This window comes from Segatella copri (assembly GCF_009494835.1).
Classification (GTDB): Bacteria; Bacteroidota; Bacteroidia; order Bacteroidales; family Bacteroidaceae; genus Prevotella; species Prevotella copri_F.
This window is the reverse complement of the sequence record NZ_VZBE01000019.1, coordinates 23314-41957: the sequence shown is the minus strand read 5'-3', so window position 1 is coordinate 41957 and position 18644 is coordinate 23314. Positions and strand designations below refer to the sequence as shown.

Genomic DNA, 18644 nt, shown 5'->3' with positions numbered 1-18644 from the left:
AGGTCGGAAAACGAAAGTAGGAGGAAAACTACTTCGTTTTCCTCCTACTCGATTTTTTTTATCTGCTCAAGATGTTTTTTATCAGCAGATGACGTTGATTACACGGATTTTTATTATCTTTGCAGCATGATTTGGACCGATAGAATACGACAGGTGAAGATTTTTTTGGTGATAGCGGCAGTGTTTATTGCTGTCGCCTCTCTTGTTGTGTCCCATTTTCTGGTTCATGATTTAGCTGAAGAGGAGCGCAACCGTATGGCGGTTTGGGCTGAAGCTATGCGTACGCTCAATAATGCCGATGAGAATACTGACTTGAACTTGGTATTGAAGGTTATCAATGAAAATAATTCCATTCCGGTTATCGTAATGGATTCTGAAAACCATGCTCAGACTTTTCGTAATGTTGATGTGGAAGGGAAAGATTATACAGATTCCCTTGCTTATGCTTCTGCCATCGGTCAGCGACTCTTGAAACAAGGCAAGAATATTAAAATTGAACTAGATGATTCAACGCATGACTATATTCAGGTTTGCTATGATGAATCCCTTATGATACGACGTCTGTCAGCTTATCCTTATATTCAGTTGGGGGTAGTCATGCTCTTTGTGGTTATTGCCATCTTTGCTTTGCTTACTTCCAAAAGAGCGGAACAGAATAAGGTGTGGGTGGGGTTGTCTAAAGAAACCGCTCATCAGTTGGGTACTCCAATTTCCAGTCTGATGGCTTGGATTGAAATTCTGAAGATGAATTATCCGGATGACGAACTCATTCCTGAAATGAACAAGGATATCCAACGTTTGCAACTGATAGCAGACCGTTTCTCAAAGATAGGTGCCCTGCCAGAACCTGTTCCTGCAAGTTTGAACGAAGTGATGAATCATGTTATAGACTACATGGATCGTCGAACATCGAAGAATGTTAAAATGGTGAAGAAAATACCTGAACAGGATGTTATCGTTAAGATGAATGCCTCTCTCTTTGAATGGGTGGTAGAAAATCTGTCGAAGAATGCTGTTGATGCTATGGGAGCAAATGGTGGACAGATTACGCTCCATGTGGAAGAAACAGCTGATAAAGCTATTATAGAAGTTTCAGATACAGGAAATGGTATAAGAAAAAAGGATTTGAAGAATGTATTCCGTCCCGGTTTTACTACCAAAAAGCGAGGTTGGGGCTTAGGTTTATCACTAGCTAAACGAATCGTAGAAGAATACCATCATGGTAAAATATGGGTGAAAAGTACAGAAATTGGGCATGGAACCACCTTCAGAATCGAGTTAAAGAAAGAATAATCAATTAATAATGAGTGATTTTAGTGATTTTTACATAAAAAATTATTTTATCTCAAAAATTATTTGTAACTTTGCAGCCCGAAACAATATAGTATATATTGAATATGTGTAACATAGATTCTTTTAAGATTGATTTGAAAGCTTTACCTCAAGGGATAACCGAAAAGGAATTTAAGCTTACCAATGAATATTTTGAGGCAATCGATGCTCCTGATGTTCAGAGAGGCGAGTTGTCAAGTAGTCTGTCTGTCAATAGGACGGACGACTTCTTCGAACTCAATTTCCATACTGAGGGAGTGGTTCACATACCATGCGACATATGTCTGGACGATATGGATCAAACCATTGAAACTAATGACAGGCTAGTCGTAAAATTTGGAGAAGAGTACTCAGAGGATGATGATCTGGTGACTGTGGCCGAGAACGAAGGAATACTCGATGTCGCCTGGTTTATCTATGAATTTATAGATCTCAATATTCCCATCAAGCATGTGCATGCACCTGGAAAATGCAACCCTGCTATGATTGAAAAGCTCAATGAGCATTCTGCCGCCCGAAGCGGTGAGGAAGAAGAGGAAACTGTAGATCCACGCTGGGAAGCTCTATTGAAATTGAAAAAATAAAAATTAAAATTTTAAACATTTAAAAATTATGGCACATCCTAAAAGAAGACAGTCAAAGACACGTACACTTAAGAGAAGAACTCATGATAAGGCAGTAGCTCCTACATTGGCAGTTTGCCCTAACTGTGGTGCATACTATGTATACCACACTGTTTGCCCTACTTGCGGTTACTATCGTGGTAAGGTTGCAATCGTTAAGGAAGCAGCTGAATAATGGGTAAAATTAATGCTGTAATTACAGGTGTCGGTGGCTACGTGCCAGACTATATCCTCAACAACGAGGAATTGTCTCGCATGGTAGATACTACAGATGAGTGGATTACCACCCGTGTGGGTATCAAAGAGCGCCGTATCCTTACAGAGGAAGGCCTCGGAACCAGCTATCTGGCGCGTAAAGCTGCCAAGCAGTTGATTCAGAAGACTGGCGTTGATCCTGATACAATCGATGCACTGATTGTAACAACCACGACACCTGACTACAAGTTCCCTTCTACAGCATCTATTGTCCTCGGTAAGCTGGGCTTGAAGAATGCTTTCGCATTTGACTTCTCTGCAGCTTGCTGTGGATTCTTGTATACCCTTGATGTTGCTGCAAGCATGATTCAGAGTGGTAGATACAAGAAGATTATTGTGATTGGTGCTGACAAGATGTCTTCATTGGTAGATTACACAGACCGTGCTACTTGTGTTCTCTTCGGAGATGGAGCAGGTGCGGTTTTGGTGGAGGCAACTGAAGAGGAGAACGTTGGTGTTCAGAACTCATACCTTCGTACAGATGGACAAGGTTTGCCTTTCCTTCACATGAAGGCTGGTGGTTCTGTTTGCCCTCCATCACATTTTACAGTTGATCATCGCCTGCACTATCTTTATCAGGAAGGTCGTACTGTATTCCGTTACGCAGTAACAGATATGAGCAACGACGTGATGAAGATCATGGAAATGAACAATCTGAAGGCTGATGATGTGAACTGGGTAATTCCTCACGAGGCTAATCTCCGTATTATCGAGGCAGTAACCAAGCGTGCTGGAATTCCACTTGATAAGGTGGTTGTAAACATCGATCATTATGGAAATACTAGTGCAGCAACAATTCCATTGGCACTCTGGGATGCTGAAAGCCAATTGAAGAAGGGCGATAACGTCATCTTCACAGCATTTGGTGCAGGATTTGTACATGGCGCTTCTTTCTATAAGTGGGCATATGATGGCGCTGCTTACGGAAAGTAATCTATAAAAATAGGATAGAATAATAATCTATATAAGGAAACGCATCTTTCTTATTTCTCTATAAATAAGTAAGGATGCGTTTCTTTAGCTTAAAAACAATAGAGCTTAACTTCTTGATAGTAAAATTTTGCTAAATTCAATTTTTTATGCATAAAGCTGGTTTCGTTAATATAGTAGGTAACCCTAATGTGGGAAAAAGTACCTTGATGAATCAATTGGTGGGTGAACGTATTAGTATTGCAACTTTTAAGGCTCAGACAACCCGTCATCGTATCATGGGTATTGTGAATACTGATGATATGCAGATTGTATTTTCTGATACTCCTGGTGTTTTGAAGCCTAATTACAAGATGCAGGAGATGATGCTTGCCTTCTCTGAGAGTGCATTGGCGGATGCAGATGTGCTGCTTTATGTGACTGATGTGATAGAAAACCCTGAAAAGAACATGGAATTCTTGGAAAAGGTTAAGAAAATGCAGATTCCTGTACTCTTGCTCATCAACAAGATTGATCAGAGTGATCCGAAGAAGTTGGGTGATATTGTTGAAAAATGGCACTCTTTGTTGCCTAATGCAGAGATTCTTCCTATCTCAGCGAAGAATAAATTCGGAACGGATATGCTCTTGAAGCGCATTAAGGAACTCTTGCCGGAATCTCCTGCTTTCTTTGATAAGGATCAGCTGACAGACAAGCCTGCCCGTTTCTTCGTTTCAGAGATTATCCGAGAAAAGATTTTGCTCTATTATGATAAGGAAATACCTTATTCTGTAGAGGTAAGAGTGGAGCGATTTAAGGAAGATGAAAAACGTATCCACATTAATGCGGTGATTTATGTTGAACGTGATTCCCAAAAGGGTATCATCATCGGGCACCAGGGTATCGCATTGAAAAAGGTGAATACCGAGAGTCGTAAGGCTTTGGAAAAGTTCTTCGACAAGAAAATCTTCTTGGAGACTTTCGTAAAAGTTGATAAGGATTGGCGCAGCTCTCAGAGAGAACTTGATGCCTTTGGATATAATCCGGAATAATTGATAGTTAAGAGCTAATAGTTTAAAGACGCCCTTAATAACTATAAACTATCAACTGTAAACTATCAACTAAAATAACTCCTCCCTGAATGTAATCGAGGGAGTGACTCTCGCCAAAAGAGCGAGGGCCGGAGCAAGGTCAGCTTCGGCAAATTATTAACTTGGATGCAGAGACCACATCCTTGAATACCTCCTAAAAGGAAGGAGGATAATGACTGTTTATGGCAAATTTAGTAGCTATTGTAGGACGCCCTAATGTGGGTAAGTCTACTTTATTTAATCGTTTGACTCAATCACGTCGCGCTATCGTTAGTGATACTGCCGGTACTACTCGTGACCGTCAGTATGGTAAGTGCAGTTGGAATGGTAGAGAATTTTCGGTTGTTGATACCGGTGGTTGGGTTGTAAAATCTGATGATATTTTTGAAGATGCTATCCGCAAGCAGGTGCTTGTTGCTACCGAAGAGGCTGACCTGGTTCTCTTCCTGGTAGACGTTAACACTGGCCTTACTGATTGGGATGAAGACGTGGCGCTTATTTTGCGTCGTGCCAAATTGCCTGTTATCCTTGTTGCTAACAAGGTTGATAACAGCGCAGAGTATTATCAGGCTGCTGAGTTCTACAAGTTAGGCTTGGGGGATCCTCAGTGTATCAGTGCTGCTACAGGTGGTGGTACTGGTGATTTGCTTGATATGATTCTGGACAAACTTCAGGACAATCCTGAGGAGGCAATCGAAGAAGATATTCCTCGTTTTGCGGTAGTAGGTCGCCCGAATGCTGGTAAGAGTAGTATTATCAATGCTTTTATTGGTGAGGATCGTAATATCGTGACAGAAATTGCAGGTACTACACGTGACAGTATCTATACCAGATACGATAAGTTTGGTTTCGATTTTTACCTGGTTGATACAGCTGGTATCCGTCGTAAGAACAAGGTAAGCGAAGACTTGGAATTCTATTCAGTGATGCGTTCTATCCGTGCCATCGAGAATAGTGATGTCTGCATCCTGATGCTTGATGCTACCCGTGGTATCGAAACCCAGGATATGAACATCTTCCAGTTGATTCAGAAGAACAACAAGAGTTTGGTGGTTGTTGTAAACAAATGGGATTTGGTTGAGGAGAAGAATCAGAAGGTAATTGATACTTTTGAAAATGCAATCCGCAAGCGTATGGCTCCATTCGTAGACTTTCCTATCATCTTTGCTTCAGCCTTGACTAAGCAGCGTATTTTCCGAGTATTGGAAACTGCCAAGGAAGTTTACCAGAACCGTAAGGCTCATATTGGAACTTCTAAGTTGAATGAGGTGATGTTGCCTATTATCGAGGCATATCCTCCACAGAGCATAAAGGGTAAGTATATCAAAATTAAGTATTGCACCCAGTTGCCTAATACAACGATTCCTTCGTTTGTGTTCTATGCAAACTTGCCTCAGTATGTCAAGGAGAACTATCGCCGTTTCCTGGAGAATAAGATTCGTGAGAACTGGTCATTACATGGCTGTCCTATCAACGTCTTCATTCGTCAGAAGTAAATAAATGAAGCGAAGAATGCTGAATCAAAGTGTATAAAAATGAAGAAACTTTTGATTTTTATGATATTCATGATGGGATTGTTTTTTTCTTCCTGTAGGGAGGAGAAATCTGATCCTGGCTATCTTGCAGGTATTGCAGCCAAGGGATATTATGATTTGCTTTTAGAGGGCAAGTATAAGGAGTTTGTAGATGGTTACAATCAACCTTATCGGTTGCCAAATGGCTATCAGGATCAATTGCTGATGAATGCCAAAATGTTTGTTGAACAGCAGCAAGATGAACATAAAGGTATGGTTAAGGTGAATGTTCTGAATGCAAAAGCTGATACAGCGCATCATGTTGCTGATGTTTTTTTGCAAGTGGTGTATGGTGACAGTACTAAAGAACAGATTGTGGTACCTATGGTAGAGGTAAAGGATGCCTGGAAAATGAGATAGTATTTATTTTGTAATAAAAAAGCCATCAGCCAGTTTCTGGGCTGATGGCTTTTTTTGAACGATACTGTTTTATTTGTTTTTAGCTTCTTCCAGCTCCACCTCCTTTACTTTGCGGAAGAGATCGGAAGCAAAGACTAAATCGTTGAGTTTCTCGTTTGTTGAGGTCATCACTTCATCTTTGTTGCCTTGCCATTCTTTATGACCTTGGTAGATAAAGCTGATGTTTTCACCAATGCCCATCACCGAATTCATGTCGTGGGTGTTGATGATAGTAGTCATATTATAGTCTTTGGTGATGCCTGAAAGCAGTTCATCTATCACAAGTGAGGTCTTTGGATCCAAACCTGAGTTTGGCTCATCGCAGAACAAGTATTTCGGATTCATTACTATGGCACGTGCAATAGCTACTCGTTTCTGCATACCACCCGAGATTTCTCCGGGATATTTCTGCTGAGCCTCTATCAGATTGACGCGGTCAAGACATTCCTGAGCCCGTTTTACGCGCTCCCTGTAATTCATGGTAGAGAACATATCAAGTGGAAACATGACATTCTCAAGTACATTCAAAGAGTCGAACAGGGCTGCGCTTTGGAAAATCATTCCCATCTCGCGGCGCATCAGAACTTTTTCTTTTTTCGACATCCGGGTGAAGTCACGGTCATCGTAGAGAACTTCGCCACTTGTAGGCTGAAGTAATCCTACGAGATTCTTCATGAGTACGGTCTTTCCGGAACCGCTCTGTCCGATTATCAAATTAGTCTTTCCTGTTTCAAAGGTGACGTTTATATTGTCTAATACAACCTTGTCGCCAAACGACTTGGTGAGATTTCTAACTTCTATCATAGTTTACGAGAGAATTTGAGTGAGGAAAACATCTGAAAACAGAATCAAAACACTAGAACAGACAACAGCATCGGTTGACGATTTTCCAACCTCAACAGATCCACCTTCTACGGTATAACCGAAATAAGAAGATACGCTGGAAATGATGAATGCAAAGAAAAGGCTCTTGATAATGCTCATCCATACAAACCATTGGTTAAATGAATGCTGCAAGCCGAGTGTCAGATCATCTGGTGGTAGGATATGCCCAATATATGCCGTTCCATAGGCGCCGATGATACCCATGCCAGAACTGAAGATAACCAGGAATGGCATGAGGGTAACCAAACCGAGAATTTTAGGCAGAATGAGGTAACATGCAGAGTTCACTCCCATGATATCAAGGGCATCAATCTGTTGGGTGACACGCATTGTTCCCAACTCCGAAGCGATATTAGAGCCCACTTTACCTGCGAGAATCAGACACATGATACTTGATGAGAACTCCAAAAGCATGATTTCTCGAGTGGTGTAACCTGAAACCCATCGTGGCATCCATGGACTCTGAATGTTCAATTTCATCTGGATGCAGATAACTGCTCCAATGAAGAAGGATATCAGTAAAACGATACCAATAGAGTCAATACCCAATTGCGACATCTCCTTGATGTATTGTTTCAAGAACATGCGCATGCGCTCAGGACGGGAAAAAGAACGTCCCATCAATATGAGATATTTACCGAAGGTGGTAAGCCATTTTTCTATTAACATGCTATTATAAAACTGAATTTTGCTGCAAAATTAACCAAAATCCTCTAAAAAACTGCAATATTATGAATAGTTTTTGATTTTATAAGCGATATTTCCTTTATTTTTAGTATTTTTGCAGCCAAATTAGCTAATTATGGACGAAATTAACAATAACGAACAGCAAAATCAGAATTCTCTGGTTTTGCGAACAGAGGGATTGGTGAAGCGCTATGGTAAACGAACGGTTGCCAATGGAGTTTCTATCAATGTGAAGCAAGGAGAAATTGTGGGATTACTGGGACCTAATGGTGCTGGTAAGACAACTTCTTTCTATATGACAACTGGACTTGTTGTGCCTAATGAGGGACATGTCTTTCTGGGAGATCAGGAAATTACTGATTTTCCTGTATACAAACGTGCCCGTGCGGGAATCGGATACCTGCCTCAGGAGGCCAGTGTTTTCCGCAAGATGAGTGTTGAGGACAATATACTTTCAGTCTTGGAAATGACAGGAAAACCACGTAGTTATCAGTTGCAGAAGTTAGAGAGTCTTATTAGCGAGTTTCGTCTCAATAAGGTTCGTAAGAATAAGGGTGACCAGCTTTCCGGAGGTGAGCGCCGCCGTACAGAGATTGCCCGTTGCCTGGCTATTGACCCAAAGTTTATCATGCTCGATGAGCCATTTGCTGGTGTTGACCCTATTGCGGTAGAAGATATTCAGCATATTGTATGGCAGTTGAAGTATCGCAATATCGGTATTTTGATTACCGACCATAATGTACAGGAGACTCTGACCATTACTGACAGAGCCTATCTGCTGTTCGAAGGTAAGATTCTTTTTCAGGGCAAACCGGAGGAATTGGCAGAGAATAAGATTGTGCGCGAAAAGTATCTGAGTAACAGTTTTGTGCTCAGAAAGAAGGACTTTCAGCTCATAGATGAGCAAAAAAGAGCCAAAGAAGCAGCGACTGATGGTTAAAAAATCATTTTTTTCTCTTATATATTAGGTATATCCATTAAAAATGTGTAATTTTGCAAGCCAATTGCGGTTATACACGAAAACTGTAGAATTAAAGAAAATATTAACAATAATAAAATAACAAATATCAAGATGAAAATTTCATTTGAAAATCCTGACAAGATTAATGGTCTTTTGACCCTCGTTGTCGAAGAGGAAGATTACAAGAATGATGTCGAGAAGACATTGAAAGATTATCGTAAGAAGGCTAATGTTCCAGGTTTCCGTCCTGGTCAGGCTCCTATGGGTATGATTAAGCGTCAGTTCGGTCCATCTGTAAAAATGGAAGCTATCAACAAGCTCGTTGGTCAGCAGATTTACAAGTATGTACAGGACAACAATATCCAGATGCTCGGTGAGCCTCTCCCATCAGAGAAGCAGGAGCCAGCTGACTTGGAGAATGGTACTTCTTTCACATTTATGTTTGATATCGCTGTTGCTCCAGAGTTCAAGGTAACTCTCAATGGTCGCGACAAGGTTGATTATTATAACATCACAGTTGATGATAAGATTCTCGATCAGCAGATTGATATGTACGCTCAGCGTGCAGGTAGCTATGAGAAGGCTGAGAAGTACGAGGAGAATGACCTTTTGAAGGGTGACTTGCGTGAGCTTGATGAAAATGGCAATACCAAGGAAGGTGGTATCACTGTAGAGGGTGCTATCCTGATGCCTAGCTACATCAAGGTTGACGAGCAGAAGAATCTCTTCAACGGTGCTAAGCTCGGTGATGTAATCACATTCAACCCTAAGAAGGCTTATCCAGAGAACGATACTGAGGTTTCTTCACTCCTGAAGATTGAGCGTGAAGCTGTTAAGGACTTGGAGTCAGAGTTCAGCTTCCAGATTACAGAAATCCAGCGTTTCAAGAAGCACGAGATCAATGAGGAACTTTTCAAGCAGGTTCTCGGTGAGGATACTGACGTGAAGGACGAGGCTGCTTTCCGCGCTAAGATTGCAGAGGGCTTGCAGGCACAGCTCGTTAACGACTCAGATTATAAGTTTATCCTCGACGTTCGCGAGCACTGCGAGAAGAAGGTTGGTGAATTGCAGTTCCCAGATGCACTCTTGAAGCGTATCATGTTGGCTAACAACAAGGATAAGGGCGAGGAGTTCGTAGAGAAGAACTATGCTGAGAGCATCAAGGAGTTGACATGGCATCTTATCAAGGAGCAGCTTATCAAGGCTCAGGATATCAAGGTTGATGACAATGACCTGATGGAGACAGCTAAGGAGGCTGCTCGTGCTCAGTTCGCTCAGTATGGTATGAACAACATTCCTGAGGAATACATTGAGAACTATGCTAAGGAAATCCTCAAGAAGGGTGACGCTACAGATGCACTTGTAGATCGCTCTATCGACCGTAAGTTGGCTGCAGCTCTGAAAACAGCTGTAAAACTCAACGAAAAGGAGATTTCTGTAGAAGATTTCAACAAGATGATGCAGGAATAACATTTTTTTGAAAAAAAACTTCAAATAAATACGAGGTTATCGACTTTTTTTATTATCTTTGTTCCACCGAACGAGAAATAAGGGTCGATAACCTCTTTTTTCGTATGATTTAAGACGTAAAATACTATATAGATATGAACGATTTTAGAAAATATGCAACCAAGCATCTTGGTATGAATGGTATGGTGCTTGATGATGTTATTAAGGCACAGGCTCAGTATATGAACCCTTACATCTTGGAGGAGCGTCAGTTGAACGTTACTCAGATGGATGTTTTCTCTCGCTTGATGATGGATCGTATCATCTTCCTGGGTACACAGATTGATGACTACACAGCAAATACATTGCAGGCGCAATTGCTGTATCTTGATTCTGTAGATAGTGGCAAGGATATTTCTATCTATTTGAATAGTCCTGGTGGTAGCGTTACTGCCGGTTTGGGTATTTATGATACCATGCAGTTTATCTCTAGCGATGTTGCTACTATCTGTACAGGTATGGCTGCTTCTATGGCTGCCGTGCTGCTCGTTTCTGGCCAGGAGGGTAAACGCTCTGCTTTGCCTCATAGCCGTGTCATGATTCACCAGCCATTAGGAGGCGTGCAGGGTCAGGCTTCTGATATTGAGATTGAGGCTCGCGAAATCTTGAAGATGAAGAAGGAATTGTATACTATCATTTCTGACCATTCTCATACTCCTTATGATAAGGTTTATGCTGATAGCGACCGTAACTATTGGATGACAGCTGAAGAAGCCAAGGAATATGGAATGATAGATAATGTGTTGGTTCGTAAATAACGAATTGTTTTAAGTAAATATGCGTATATATAATAAGGTGCGCAAGAAGAGATAATAATTATAATATGCCAAAGAAAGTATGTAGCTTCTGTGGAAGATCAGAAAATGAAGTCAGATTACTCATCACGGGTATCAATGGCTTCATTTGCGAAGATTGTGCTAAGCAGGCTTATGAAATTATACAGTCTACAGGGGTATTGGCTCCTAAAGCTGGGGAGGGTAAGTTTGTTCTCAAAGAGGTGCCAAAGCCTGTAGAGATCAAAAAATACCTGGATGAATATATCATCGGTCAGGATCAGGCTAAGCGCAATTTGGCTGTCGCTGTATATAACCACTACAAGCGTTTGCAGCAGCCAAAGGATGAAGATGGTGTAGAAATCGAAAAGAGTAATATCATCATGGTTGGTAGTACCGGTACAGGTAAAACCTTGTTGGCGCGTACAATAGCTAAGATGTTGGATGTTCCTTTCACCATTGTTGATGCCACTGTATTTACTGAAGCAGGTTATGTGGGTGAAGACGTTGAAAGCATCTTGTCGCGTCTGTTGCAGGTTGCTGATTATGATGTGGCTGCAGCAGAAAGGGGCATTGTGTTCATTGATGAGATTGATAAGATAGCCCGCAAGAGCGATAATCCTTCTATCACGCGTGATGTGAGTGGCGAAGGTGTACAGCAGGGATTGTTGAAACTCTTGGAAGGTACCATGGTTAATGTTCCGCCTAAGGGTGGACGCAAGCATCCTGATCAGGATTATATCCATGTAGATACCAAGAATATCCTGTTTATCTGTGGTGGTGCTTTTGACGGTATTGAGCGTAAAATAGCTCAGCGTATGAATACGCACGTAGTAGGCTATAATTCGGTTCAGAATGTAGCTAAGATAGATAAGAAGGATTTGATGCAGTATATCCTTCCACAGGATTTGAAGTCTTTTGGCTTGATACCTGAAATTATCGGCCGTTTGCCTGTGCTTACTTATCTCAATCCGTTGGATAGGGAGGCTTTGCGCAAAATCTTGGTTGAACCTAAGAATTCAATTGTCAAGCAGTATCAGAAATTGTTTGAGATGGATGGCATCAAGTTGAAGTTTGATGAGGAAGCACTCGATTATATCGTAGATAAGGCGGTAGAGTATAAATTGGGTGCTCGCGGACTTCGTTCAATTGTTGAAGCTGTGATGATGGATGCTATGTTTGAGATTCCATCAGAGAAGGTTAAATCATTCACTGTTACGCTGGAGTATACCAAGCAACAGTTGGATAAATCTCATCTCGGACAGTTGGAAACAGCATAAATCAGTTGGGCTTTTCGCCCAATTGAATGCTATTTAATCGTATATATAGACATATATAATATAATAATAGGTGGATATGACAGAACAGGTTAATCTTACAGGACAGTTGAAGCATTATTTCGGCTTCGATTCGTTTAAGGGTGATCAAGAGGCAATCATCAGAAATTTGATGAGTGGCAATGATACTTTTGTATTGATGCCTACAGGTGGCGGTAAGAGTTTGTGTTACCAGTTGCCTTCGCTCATTATGGAGGGCACAGCTATTGTGATTTCTCCTCTGATTGCTTTGATGAAGAACCAGGTAGATGTTATTAATGGTTTGAGTGAAAGTGATGGCGTGGCTCATTATCTCAATTCATCATTGAATAAGTCGGCTATTGAGAAGGTGAAGAATGATATTCTCAATGGTACGACCAAACTCCTGTATGTTGCACCTGAATCTTTGACGAAAGAAGATAATGTTGAGTTCCTTAAAACAGTAAAGATTTCGTTCTATGCCATTGATGAGGCTCACTGTATCTCTGAGTGGGGACACGATTTCAGACCAGAGTATCGTCGTATTCGCCCTATTATTAACGAAATAGGTGTTGCACCTGTGATAGCGCTTACAGCTACTGCAACAGATAAGGTACGTACTGATATCAAGAAAAACTTAGGCATCATGGATGCCAAAGAATTCAAGAGTTCTTTTAACCGCCCTAACTTGTATTATGAGGTGCGCCCGAAGAACAAGGATATCGATCGTCAGATCATCATGTTTATTCGTCAACACAAAGGAAAGAGTGGTATTATCTATTGTCTCTCCCGTAAGAAAGTAGAGGAATTGGCAGAGGTGTTGAAAGCCAATGAAATCAAAGCAGCTCCTTATCATGCCGGTCTTGATTCGGCTACCCGTTCTCAAACCCAGGATGATTTTCTGATGGAGCGTATTGATGTCATTGTTGCTACTATCGCCTTCGGAATGGGTATCGATAAACCTGATGTCCGTTTTGTTATTCATTATGATATACCCAAGAGCTTGGAAGGTTATTATCAGGAAACGGGTAGAGCTGGCCGTGATGGCGGTGAGGGCATCTGTATCGCCTTCTATGCCCGTAAAGACCTCAGAAAACTGGAGAAGTTTATGGAGAATAAACCTGTAGCAGAACAGGATATCGGCAGACAGTTGTTGCAGGAAACGGCTGCCTATGCAGAATCGTCTGTCTGTCGCAGAAAAATGTTGCTTCATTATTTTGGTGAGGAATATCATGAAGAAAACTGCCATAACTGCGACAACTGCTTGCATCCTACAGAAAAATTCGAGGCTAAGGATGCGCTGCTCGTTGTTTTGGAGTCTGTTGCTGCGGTGAAGGAGAATTTCCGTCAGGAATATATCATCGATTTTGTAAAGGGACGTGCTACTGATGATATCGTTTCTCACAAGCATGATGAACTGGAGGAGTTTGGAGCAGGAGAAGATATGGATGCTAAAGTTTGGAATCCTGTTATCCGTCAGGCGTTGATAGCCGGTTATCTCAAGAAAGATGTAGAGAACTATGGCCTTTTGAAGTTGACAGCTGCGGGTAAGCGTTTCATTAAGAATCCTGAATCATTCATGATCGTTGCCGATAAGGAATTCTCTGATGATTTTGATGGAGCGCCTCTGAGCGAGCATAATACAGGTGCTTTGGATCAGACACTTTTCTCCATGTTGAAAGACTTGCGTAAGACAGTAGCAAAGAAGCATAAATTGCCGCCTTATGTTATTTTCCAGGATATTTCTCTGGAACAGATGGCAACGATGTATCCTGTAGATATGCAGGAATTGCAGAACATACAGGGAGTTGGAGCCGGTAAGGCAAAGAGGTATGGTAAGGAGTTCTGTAAATTGATCAATCAGTATTGTGAAGAGAATCTGATAGAGCGTCCTGAGGAATTACGTGTCAGGACAGTTGCCAAGAAATCAGTCTTGAAGGTAAGCATCATTCAGAGCATAGACCGCCAGATAGATCTTGATGATTTGGCAGAAGCAAAAGGTTTGGATTTCTCAGAATTGCTTGACGAAATAGAGGCAATCGTTTACAGCGGTACCAAGCTGAATATCGATTATTTCATAGAGGAAGTTGTGGATGATGACCATGTAGATGACATCTACGATTACTTCATGGAGAGCGATACTGATGATTTGAATGCGGCTCAAGATGAATTGGGTGAAGACTACAATGAAGACGAAATTCGACTCGTCAGAATCAAGTTTTTGTCCGAACAAGCCAACTAATCACGTTAAATAGCATTAATAAGGTAAGATTTTCGTGAAAAGCGAACTCTATCTGAGAAATTATTGCTAAATTTGCACGCAATAAATTTTTAAAGGTTACAATATGTCATCATTTGTTGCAGATAAAATTGTAATGGACGGTCTCACTTACGACGACGTCCTTCTTATCCCTGCGTATTCAGAGGTACTACCAAAACAGGTAGAGTTGAAAACCAAGTTCTCTCGTAACATCGAGTTGAACGTTCCATTCGTTACAGCAGCGATGGACACCGTTACTGAGGCTTCAATGGCGATAGCTATCGCTCGTGAAGGTGGTATCGGTGTAATTCACAAGAACATGACCATTGAGGAGCAAGCTCGTCAGGTCGCTATTGTGAAGCGTGCTGAGAATGGTATGATTTATGACCCTGTCACCATCCGTCGTGGCAGTACAGTGAAGGATGCTCTTGATATGATGCATGATTATCATATCGGTGGTATTCCTGTGGTAGATGATGAAAATCATCTTGTAGGTATTGTTACCAACCGTGATCTTCGTTTTGAGCGCCACATGGACAAGAAGATTGATGAGGTAATGACTAGCGAGAATTTGGTTACCACTCACATCCAGACCGACTTGGTTGCTGCTGCTGCCATCCTGCAGGAGAATAAGATTGAGAAACTCCCTGTAGTTGACAACGAAAATCACCTGGTAGGTTTGATTACTTACAAGGACATCACAAAGGCTAAGGACAAACCTATGGCTTGCAAGGATGCCAAGGGACGTCTTCGTGTGGCTGCCGGTGTGGGTGTTACTGTAGATACATTGGATCGTGCCAAGGCTTTGGTTGAGGCTGGTGCTGATGCTATCGTTATCGATACTGCTCATGGTCACTCTAAGGGTGTAATTGAGAAACTCAAGCAAGTTAAGGCTGCCTTCCCACAGGTAGATGTTGTGGTAGGTAATGTGGCTACTGGTGAGGCTGCCAAGTATTTGGTAGAGAATGGTGCTGATGGTGTTAAGGTAGGTATCGGTCCTGGTTCTATCTGTACTACTCGTGTGGTTGCCGGTGTTGGTGTTCCACAGTTGAGTGCTGTTTATGATGTATATTCTGCTCTTAAGGGTACTGGTGTGCCTTTGATAGCTGATGGCGGTCTTCGTTACTCAGGTGATGTTGTGAAGGCTTTGGCTGCCGGTGGTAGCTGCGTCATGATCGGTTCTTTGGTTGCTGGTACCGAGGAGAGTCCTGGTGATACCATTATCTTCAATGGCCGTAAGTTTAAGAGCTATCGTGGTATGGGTTCTTTGGAGGCTATGGAACAGAAGAATGGTTCTAAGGACCGTTACTTCCAGGGTGATACCAAGGATGTCAAGAAATTGGTTCCAGAGGGTATCGCTGGTCGTGTGCCTTACAAGGGAACTGTCCAGGAGGTCATCTACCAGCTGATTGGTGGTTTGCGTTCTGGTATGGGATATTGTGGTGCTGCTACCATCGAGAACTTGCACAATGCCAAGTTCGCTCGTATCACAAATGCAGGTGTGTTGGAGAGTCATCCACATGATATCACTATCACTAGTGAGGCTCCTAACTATAGCCGTCCTGAATAATATAATTAGGAAATATGAAGTTTTATGCACTTATAGCGGCAATGCTCCTTTCGGGGAGCATTGCTTTTGCTCATACCGACCCAATTGTTATGATTATTGATGGTCAATCTGTCAAGAAGTCGGAATTTGAGTACTTTTATCAGAAAAATCATTTGGGAAATACGGTTGATTCTAAAAGTGTCAAGGTGTTTACCGATGGCTTTGTTGATTATAAGCTGAAAGTGCAAGCTGCTAAGGATGCTCATCTCGATACGTTGCCTAATATCAGGCGTGTGTTGAAACGATATGATGATGTCGAGTCATGCGAGTTGATGCCCGATAAAGGCAGTGTTCATGTTGCACATATCCTCTTGAGATTGGGACAGAAAGCATCTTACCAGGAACAGGAGGTGGTGGAAAGAAGAATCGATTCTATTTATCAGGCTCTTTGCAAAGGTGCAGATTTTGCAGACCTGGCAAAAAAGTGTTCTGATGATAAAGGGTCTGCGGTCAATGGGGGGACTTTGGCATGGTTTACAAAAGGTCAGACTGTGCAGGCTTTTGAAAAAGTAGCTTTCTCTCTGCGAAAGGGTGAGATTAGTAGACCGTTTATGTCTGAGTTTGGTTATCATATCGTCAAGTTGCTGGATAAACATGATGATGGTAATCTGAAAAAATATGTTGCTGATGCTAAGGTAGAAAATTGTCGGGGAACCTACCAGCAGCAGGAGGAAGTAGAAAACCTTTTGCTGAATGAAATCTGCCAGCGTAATATTTGGGATAAGGCTGCTGCTGATAAAAAAGGTCTGGCTGCCTTCTATGCCAAGAATAAGAAAAAATACAAATGGGAAATGAAGCGCCTGAAGAAGATGAAGGTTAATCTGCCCCGGAATGGCGAATACCCGGATGTGGTACTTGCTGACTATCAAGACTCGTTAGAGAAACAATGGGTCGCACAATTGAAGAAGAAATATAAAGTGGTGGTTTTCCATAGCATGTTGACCACTCTCAATATACATTAATATATTATAGAAACAATACATGAATACTGGATATAAAATGACAATGGCATTTATAACCCTGCTGATGATAGTAGGAATAAGTGCTAGTGCAACAAGAGCAAGCCGTAGTGCTTTGGCTCATGAGGCTGATTCTGCAAATATCAAGCAACAAGCTGCTGCCGATTCTCAGAAAATCAATGAGGGTAGTGTGGTTGATGAGGTAATTTGGGTTGTCGGCGATGAGGCTATCCTGAAGTCAGACGTCGAGGTAACCCGTTTGCAGGCTGAGGCTGAAGGTATTAAATATACTGGTGACCCAGACTGTTCTATTCCTGAGCAGATTGCCGTTCAGAAACTGTTTCTCCATCAGGCAGCTATCGATAGTATCGAAGTATCTGAGTCAGAAGTCATGAATGGTATCGACGAACAGATCAACAGTTGGGTTTCCATGATTGGTTCTCGTGAAAAACTGGAGGAGTATCGCAAGCAAAGTATCACCCAGATGCGCCAGCAGATGCATGATGATTTCAAAAACCAACAGCTGATTCAGAAGATGAAGCAGGAACTGGTGAAGGATATCAAGGTGTCTCCAGCTCAGGTACGTAAATACTTTAAGGATTTACCTGCCGACAGTATCCCTTTTGTTCCTACAGAGGTAGAGGTTGAGATTCTTACCATGCAGCCACGTATTCCTCTTGAGGAGATTAACCGTGTGAAAAATCAGTTGCGTGAGTTTACTGACCGTGTGAATAAGGGGGAGACTTCTTTTGCTACTTTGGCTCGTCTTTATTCTGAGGATCCGGGTTCAGCCCGTATGGGTGGCGAGATGGATTATATCGGTAGAGGTATGTTGGATCCTGCGTTTGCAAATGTAGCATTCAATCTTACCGATCCTAAGAAAATCTCAAAGATTGTTGAGTCTGAGTTTGGTTATCATATCATCCAGTTGATTGATAAGCGTGGTGATAAGATTAAGTGTCGCCATATCCTGCTCAAGCCTCAGGTTTCTCAAGATGCTATTGATAAGTCTATCGGCCGTCTGGATTCTATCGGTAATGATATCCGTGCCGCTAAGTTTACCTTTGAGCAGGCTGTTGAAGCATTGTCTGATGATAAGGATACCCGCAACAACAAGGGTTTGATGGCCAATGTTACTCCTGACCAGTCAAGAACTTCCCGCTTCCAGATGAAGGATCTGCCTACCGAGGTTGCCCGTACGGTAGATACAATGAAGGTAGGTGAGGTTTCTGCACCTTTCACGATGGTGAATTCCAAGGGTAAAACCACTTGTGCTTTGGTAAAACTGGTAAGCCGTGTTGACGGACATAGAGCTACTATTACCGAAGATTTTCAGGTGATGAAGGATGTAGTGTTGGCTAAGGAGCGTGCCCAGACCTTGCACGATTGGGTAGTCAATAAAATCAAGCAGACTTATGTTCGTATGAACGATCGCTATAAGGATTGTAAGTTTGAATATCAAGGTTGGATTAAATGATAAATAAAAGATTAAATAATCATATCAGAGGGCATAGAATCATATC

17 protein-coding genes are annotated in these 18644 nt (G+C 41.8%); 15 read left to right on the top strand and 2 right to left on the bottom strand.

Annotated features, from left to right (window positions below):
• Positions 1–126 precede the first annotated feature (126 nt).
• From F7D47_RS03605 to F7D47_RS03575, 7 genes are all read left to right on the top strand, one after another.
• Complete coding sequence (locus F7D47_RS03605; protein ID WP_153086051.1) at positions 127–1293, top strand: sensor histidine kinase; 1167 nt, start codon at positions 127–129, stop codon at positions 1291–1293.
• Positions 1294–1397: 104 nt separating this feature from the next.
• On the top strand, positions 1398–1916 hold the full coding sequence (locus F7D47_RS03600; protein ID WP_153086050.1) for a YceD family protein: 519 nt from the start codon (positions 1398–1400) through the stop codon (positions 1914–1916).
• Between the two features lie 28 nt (positions 1917–1944).
• Positions 1945–2130, top strand: coding sequence for a 50S ribosomal protein L32 (gene rpmF, locus F7D47_RS03595; RefSeq protein ID WP_006848356.1), 186 nt, complete (start codon positions 1945–1947; stop codon positions 2128–2130).
• Positions 2130–3143 (top strand): beta-ketoacyl-ACP synthase III, encoded by a 1014-nt coding sequence (locus tag F7D47_RS03590; RefSeq protein ID WP_006848355.1) that lies wholly within the window; start codon positions 2130–2132, stop codon positions 3141–3143. The genes rpmF and F7D47_RS03590 overlap by 1 nt, the downstream gene beginning before the upstream one ends.
• A 146-nt stretch (positions 3144–3289) precedes the next feature.
• Positions 3290–4171, top strand: coding sequence for a GTPase Era (era, locus tag F7D47_RS03585; protein WP_006848354.1), 882 nt, complete (start codon positions 3290–3292; stop codon positions 4169–4171).
• Between the two features lie 221 nt (positions 4172–4392).
• Positions 4393–5706, top strand: coding sequence for a ribosome biogenesis GTPase Der (gene der / locus F7D47_RS03580; protein WP_117694991.1), 1314 nt, complete (start codon positions 4393–4395; stop codon positions 5704–5706).
• 39 nt (positions 5707–5745) lie between these two features.
• A complete protein-coding gene (locus F7D47_RS03575; RefSeq protein ID WP_118200187.1) occupies positions 5746–6144 on the top strand; it encodes a hypothetical protein in 399 nt (132 codons plus the stop codon).
• Positions 6145–6213: 69 nt separating this feature from the next.
• Here the strand turns inward: F7D47_RS03575 and F7D47_RS03570 are convergent, their stop codons facing one another.
• On the bottom strand, positions 6214–6987 hold the full coding sequence (locus F7D47_RS03570; protein WP_153086049.1) for an ABC transporter ATP-binding protein: 774 nt from the start codon (positions 6985–6987) through the stop codon (positions 6214–6216).
• A gap of 3 nt (positions 6988–6990) precedes the next feature.
• The gene (locus F7D47_RS03565; RefSeq protein ID WP_153086048.1) at positions 6991–7737 is read right to left on the bottom strand and encodes an MlaE family ABC transporter permease; all 747 of its coding nucleotides are present in this window, start codon (positions 7735–7737) and stop codon (positions 6991–6993) included.
• 133 nt (positions 7738–7870) lie between these two features.
• Here F7D47_RS03565 and lptB point away from each other — a divergent pair, with 133 nt between their 5' ends.
• From lptB to F7D47_RS03525, 8 genes are all read left to right on the top strand, one after another.
• Entirely contained in the window at positions 7871–8695 is an 825-nt protein-coding gene (gene lptB, locus F7D47_RS03560; RefSeq protein ID WP_022121319.1) for an LPS export ABC transporter ATP-binding protein, read from the top strand.
• 132 nt (positions 8696–8827) lie between these two features.
• A complete protein-coding gene (gene tig, locus F7D47_RS03555) occupies positions 8828–10186 on the top strand; it encodes a trigger factor (RefSeq protein ID WP_153086047.1) in 1359 nt (452 codons plus the stop codon).
• Positions 10187–10320: 134 nt separating this feature from the next.
• Positions 10321–10983: an ATP-dependent Clp endopeptidase proteolytic subunit ClpP gene (gene clpP, locus F7D47_RS03550; protein WP_006848346.1), complete on the top strand. Its 663-nt coding sequence runs from the start codon at positions 10321–10323 to the stop codon at positions 10981–10983.
• 65 nt (positions 10984–11048) lie between these two features.
• Entirely contained in the window at positions 11049–12278 is a 1230-nt protein-coding gene (gene clpX, locus F7D47_RS03545) for an ATP-dependent Clp protease ATP-binding subunit ClpX (RefSeq protein WP_117695001.1), read from the top strand.
• 76 nt (positions 12279–12354) lie between these two features.
• On the top strand, positions 12355–14535 hold the full coding sequence (gene recQ, locus F7D47_RS03540; protein ID WP_117728554.1) for a DNA helicase RecQ: 2181 nt from the start codon (positions 12355–12357) through the stop codon (positions 14533–14535).
• A 103-nt stretch (positions 14536–14638) separates the two neighbouring features.
• The gene (gene guaB, locus F7D47_RS03535; RefSeq protein ID WP_022121322.1) at positions 14639–16123 is read left to right on the top strand and encodes an IMP dehydrogenase; all 1485 of its coding nucleotides are present in this window, start codon (positions 14639–14641) and stop codon (positions 16121–16123) included.
• Between the two features lie 14 nt (positions 16124–16137).
• The gene (locus F7D47_RS03530) at positions 16138–17124 is read left to right on the top strand and encodes a peptidylprolyl isomerase (protein WP_022121323.1); all 987 of its coding nucleotides are present in this window, start codon (positions 16138–16140) and stop codon (positions 17122–17124) included.
• Positions 17125–17143: 19 nt separating this feature from the next.
• Entirely contained in the window at positions 17144–18598 is a 1455-nt protein-coding gene (locus F7D47_RS03525; RefSeq protein WP_153086046.1) for a peptidylprolyl isomerase, read from the top strand.
• Positions 18599–18644: the final 46 nt, after the last annotated feature.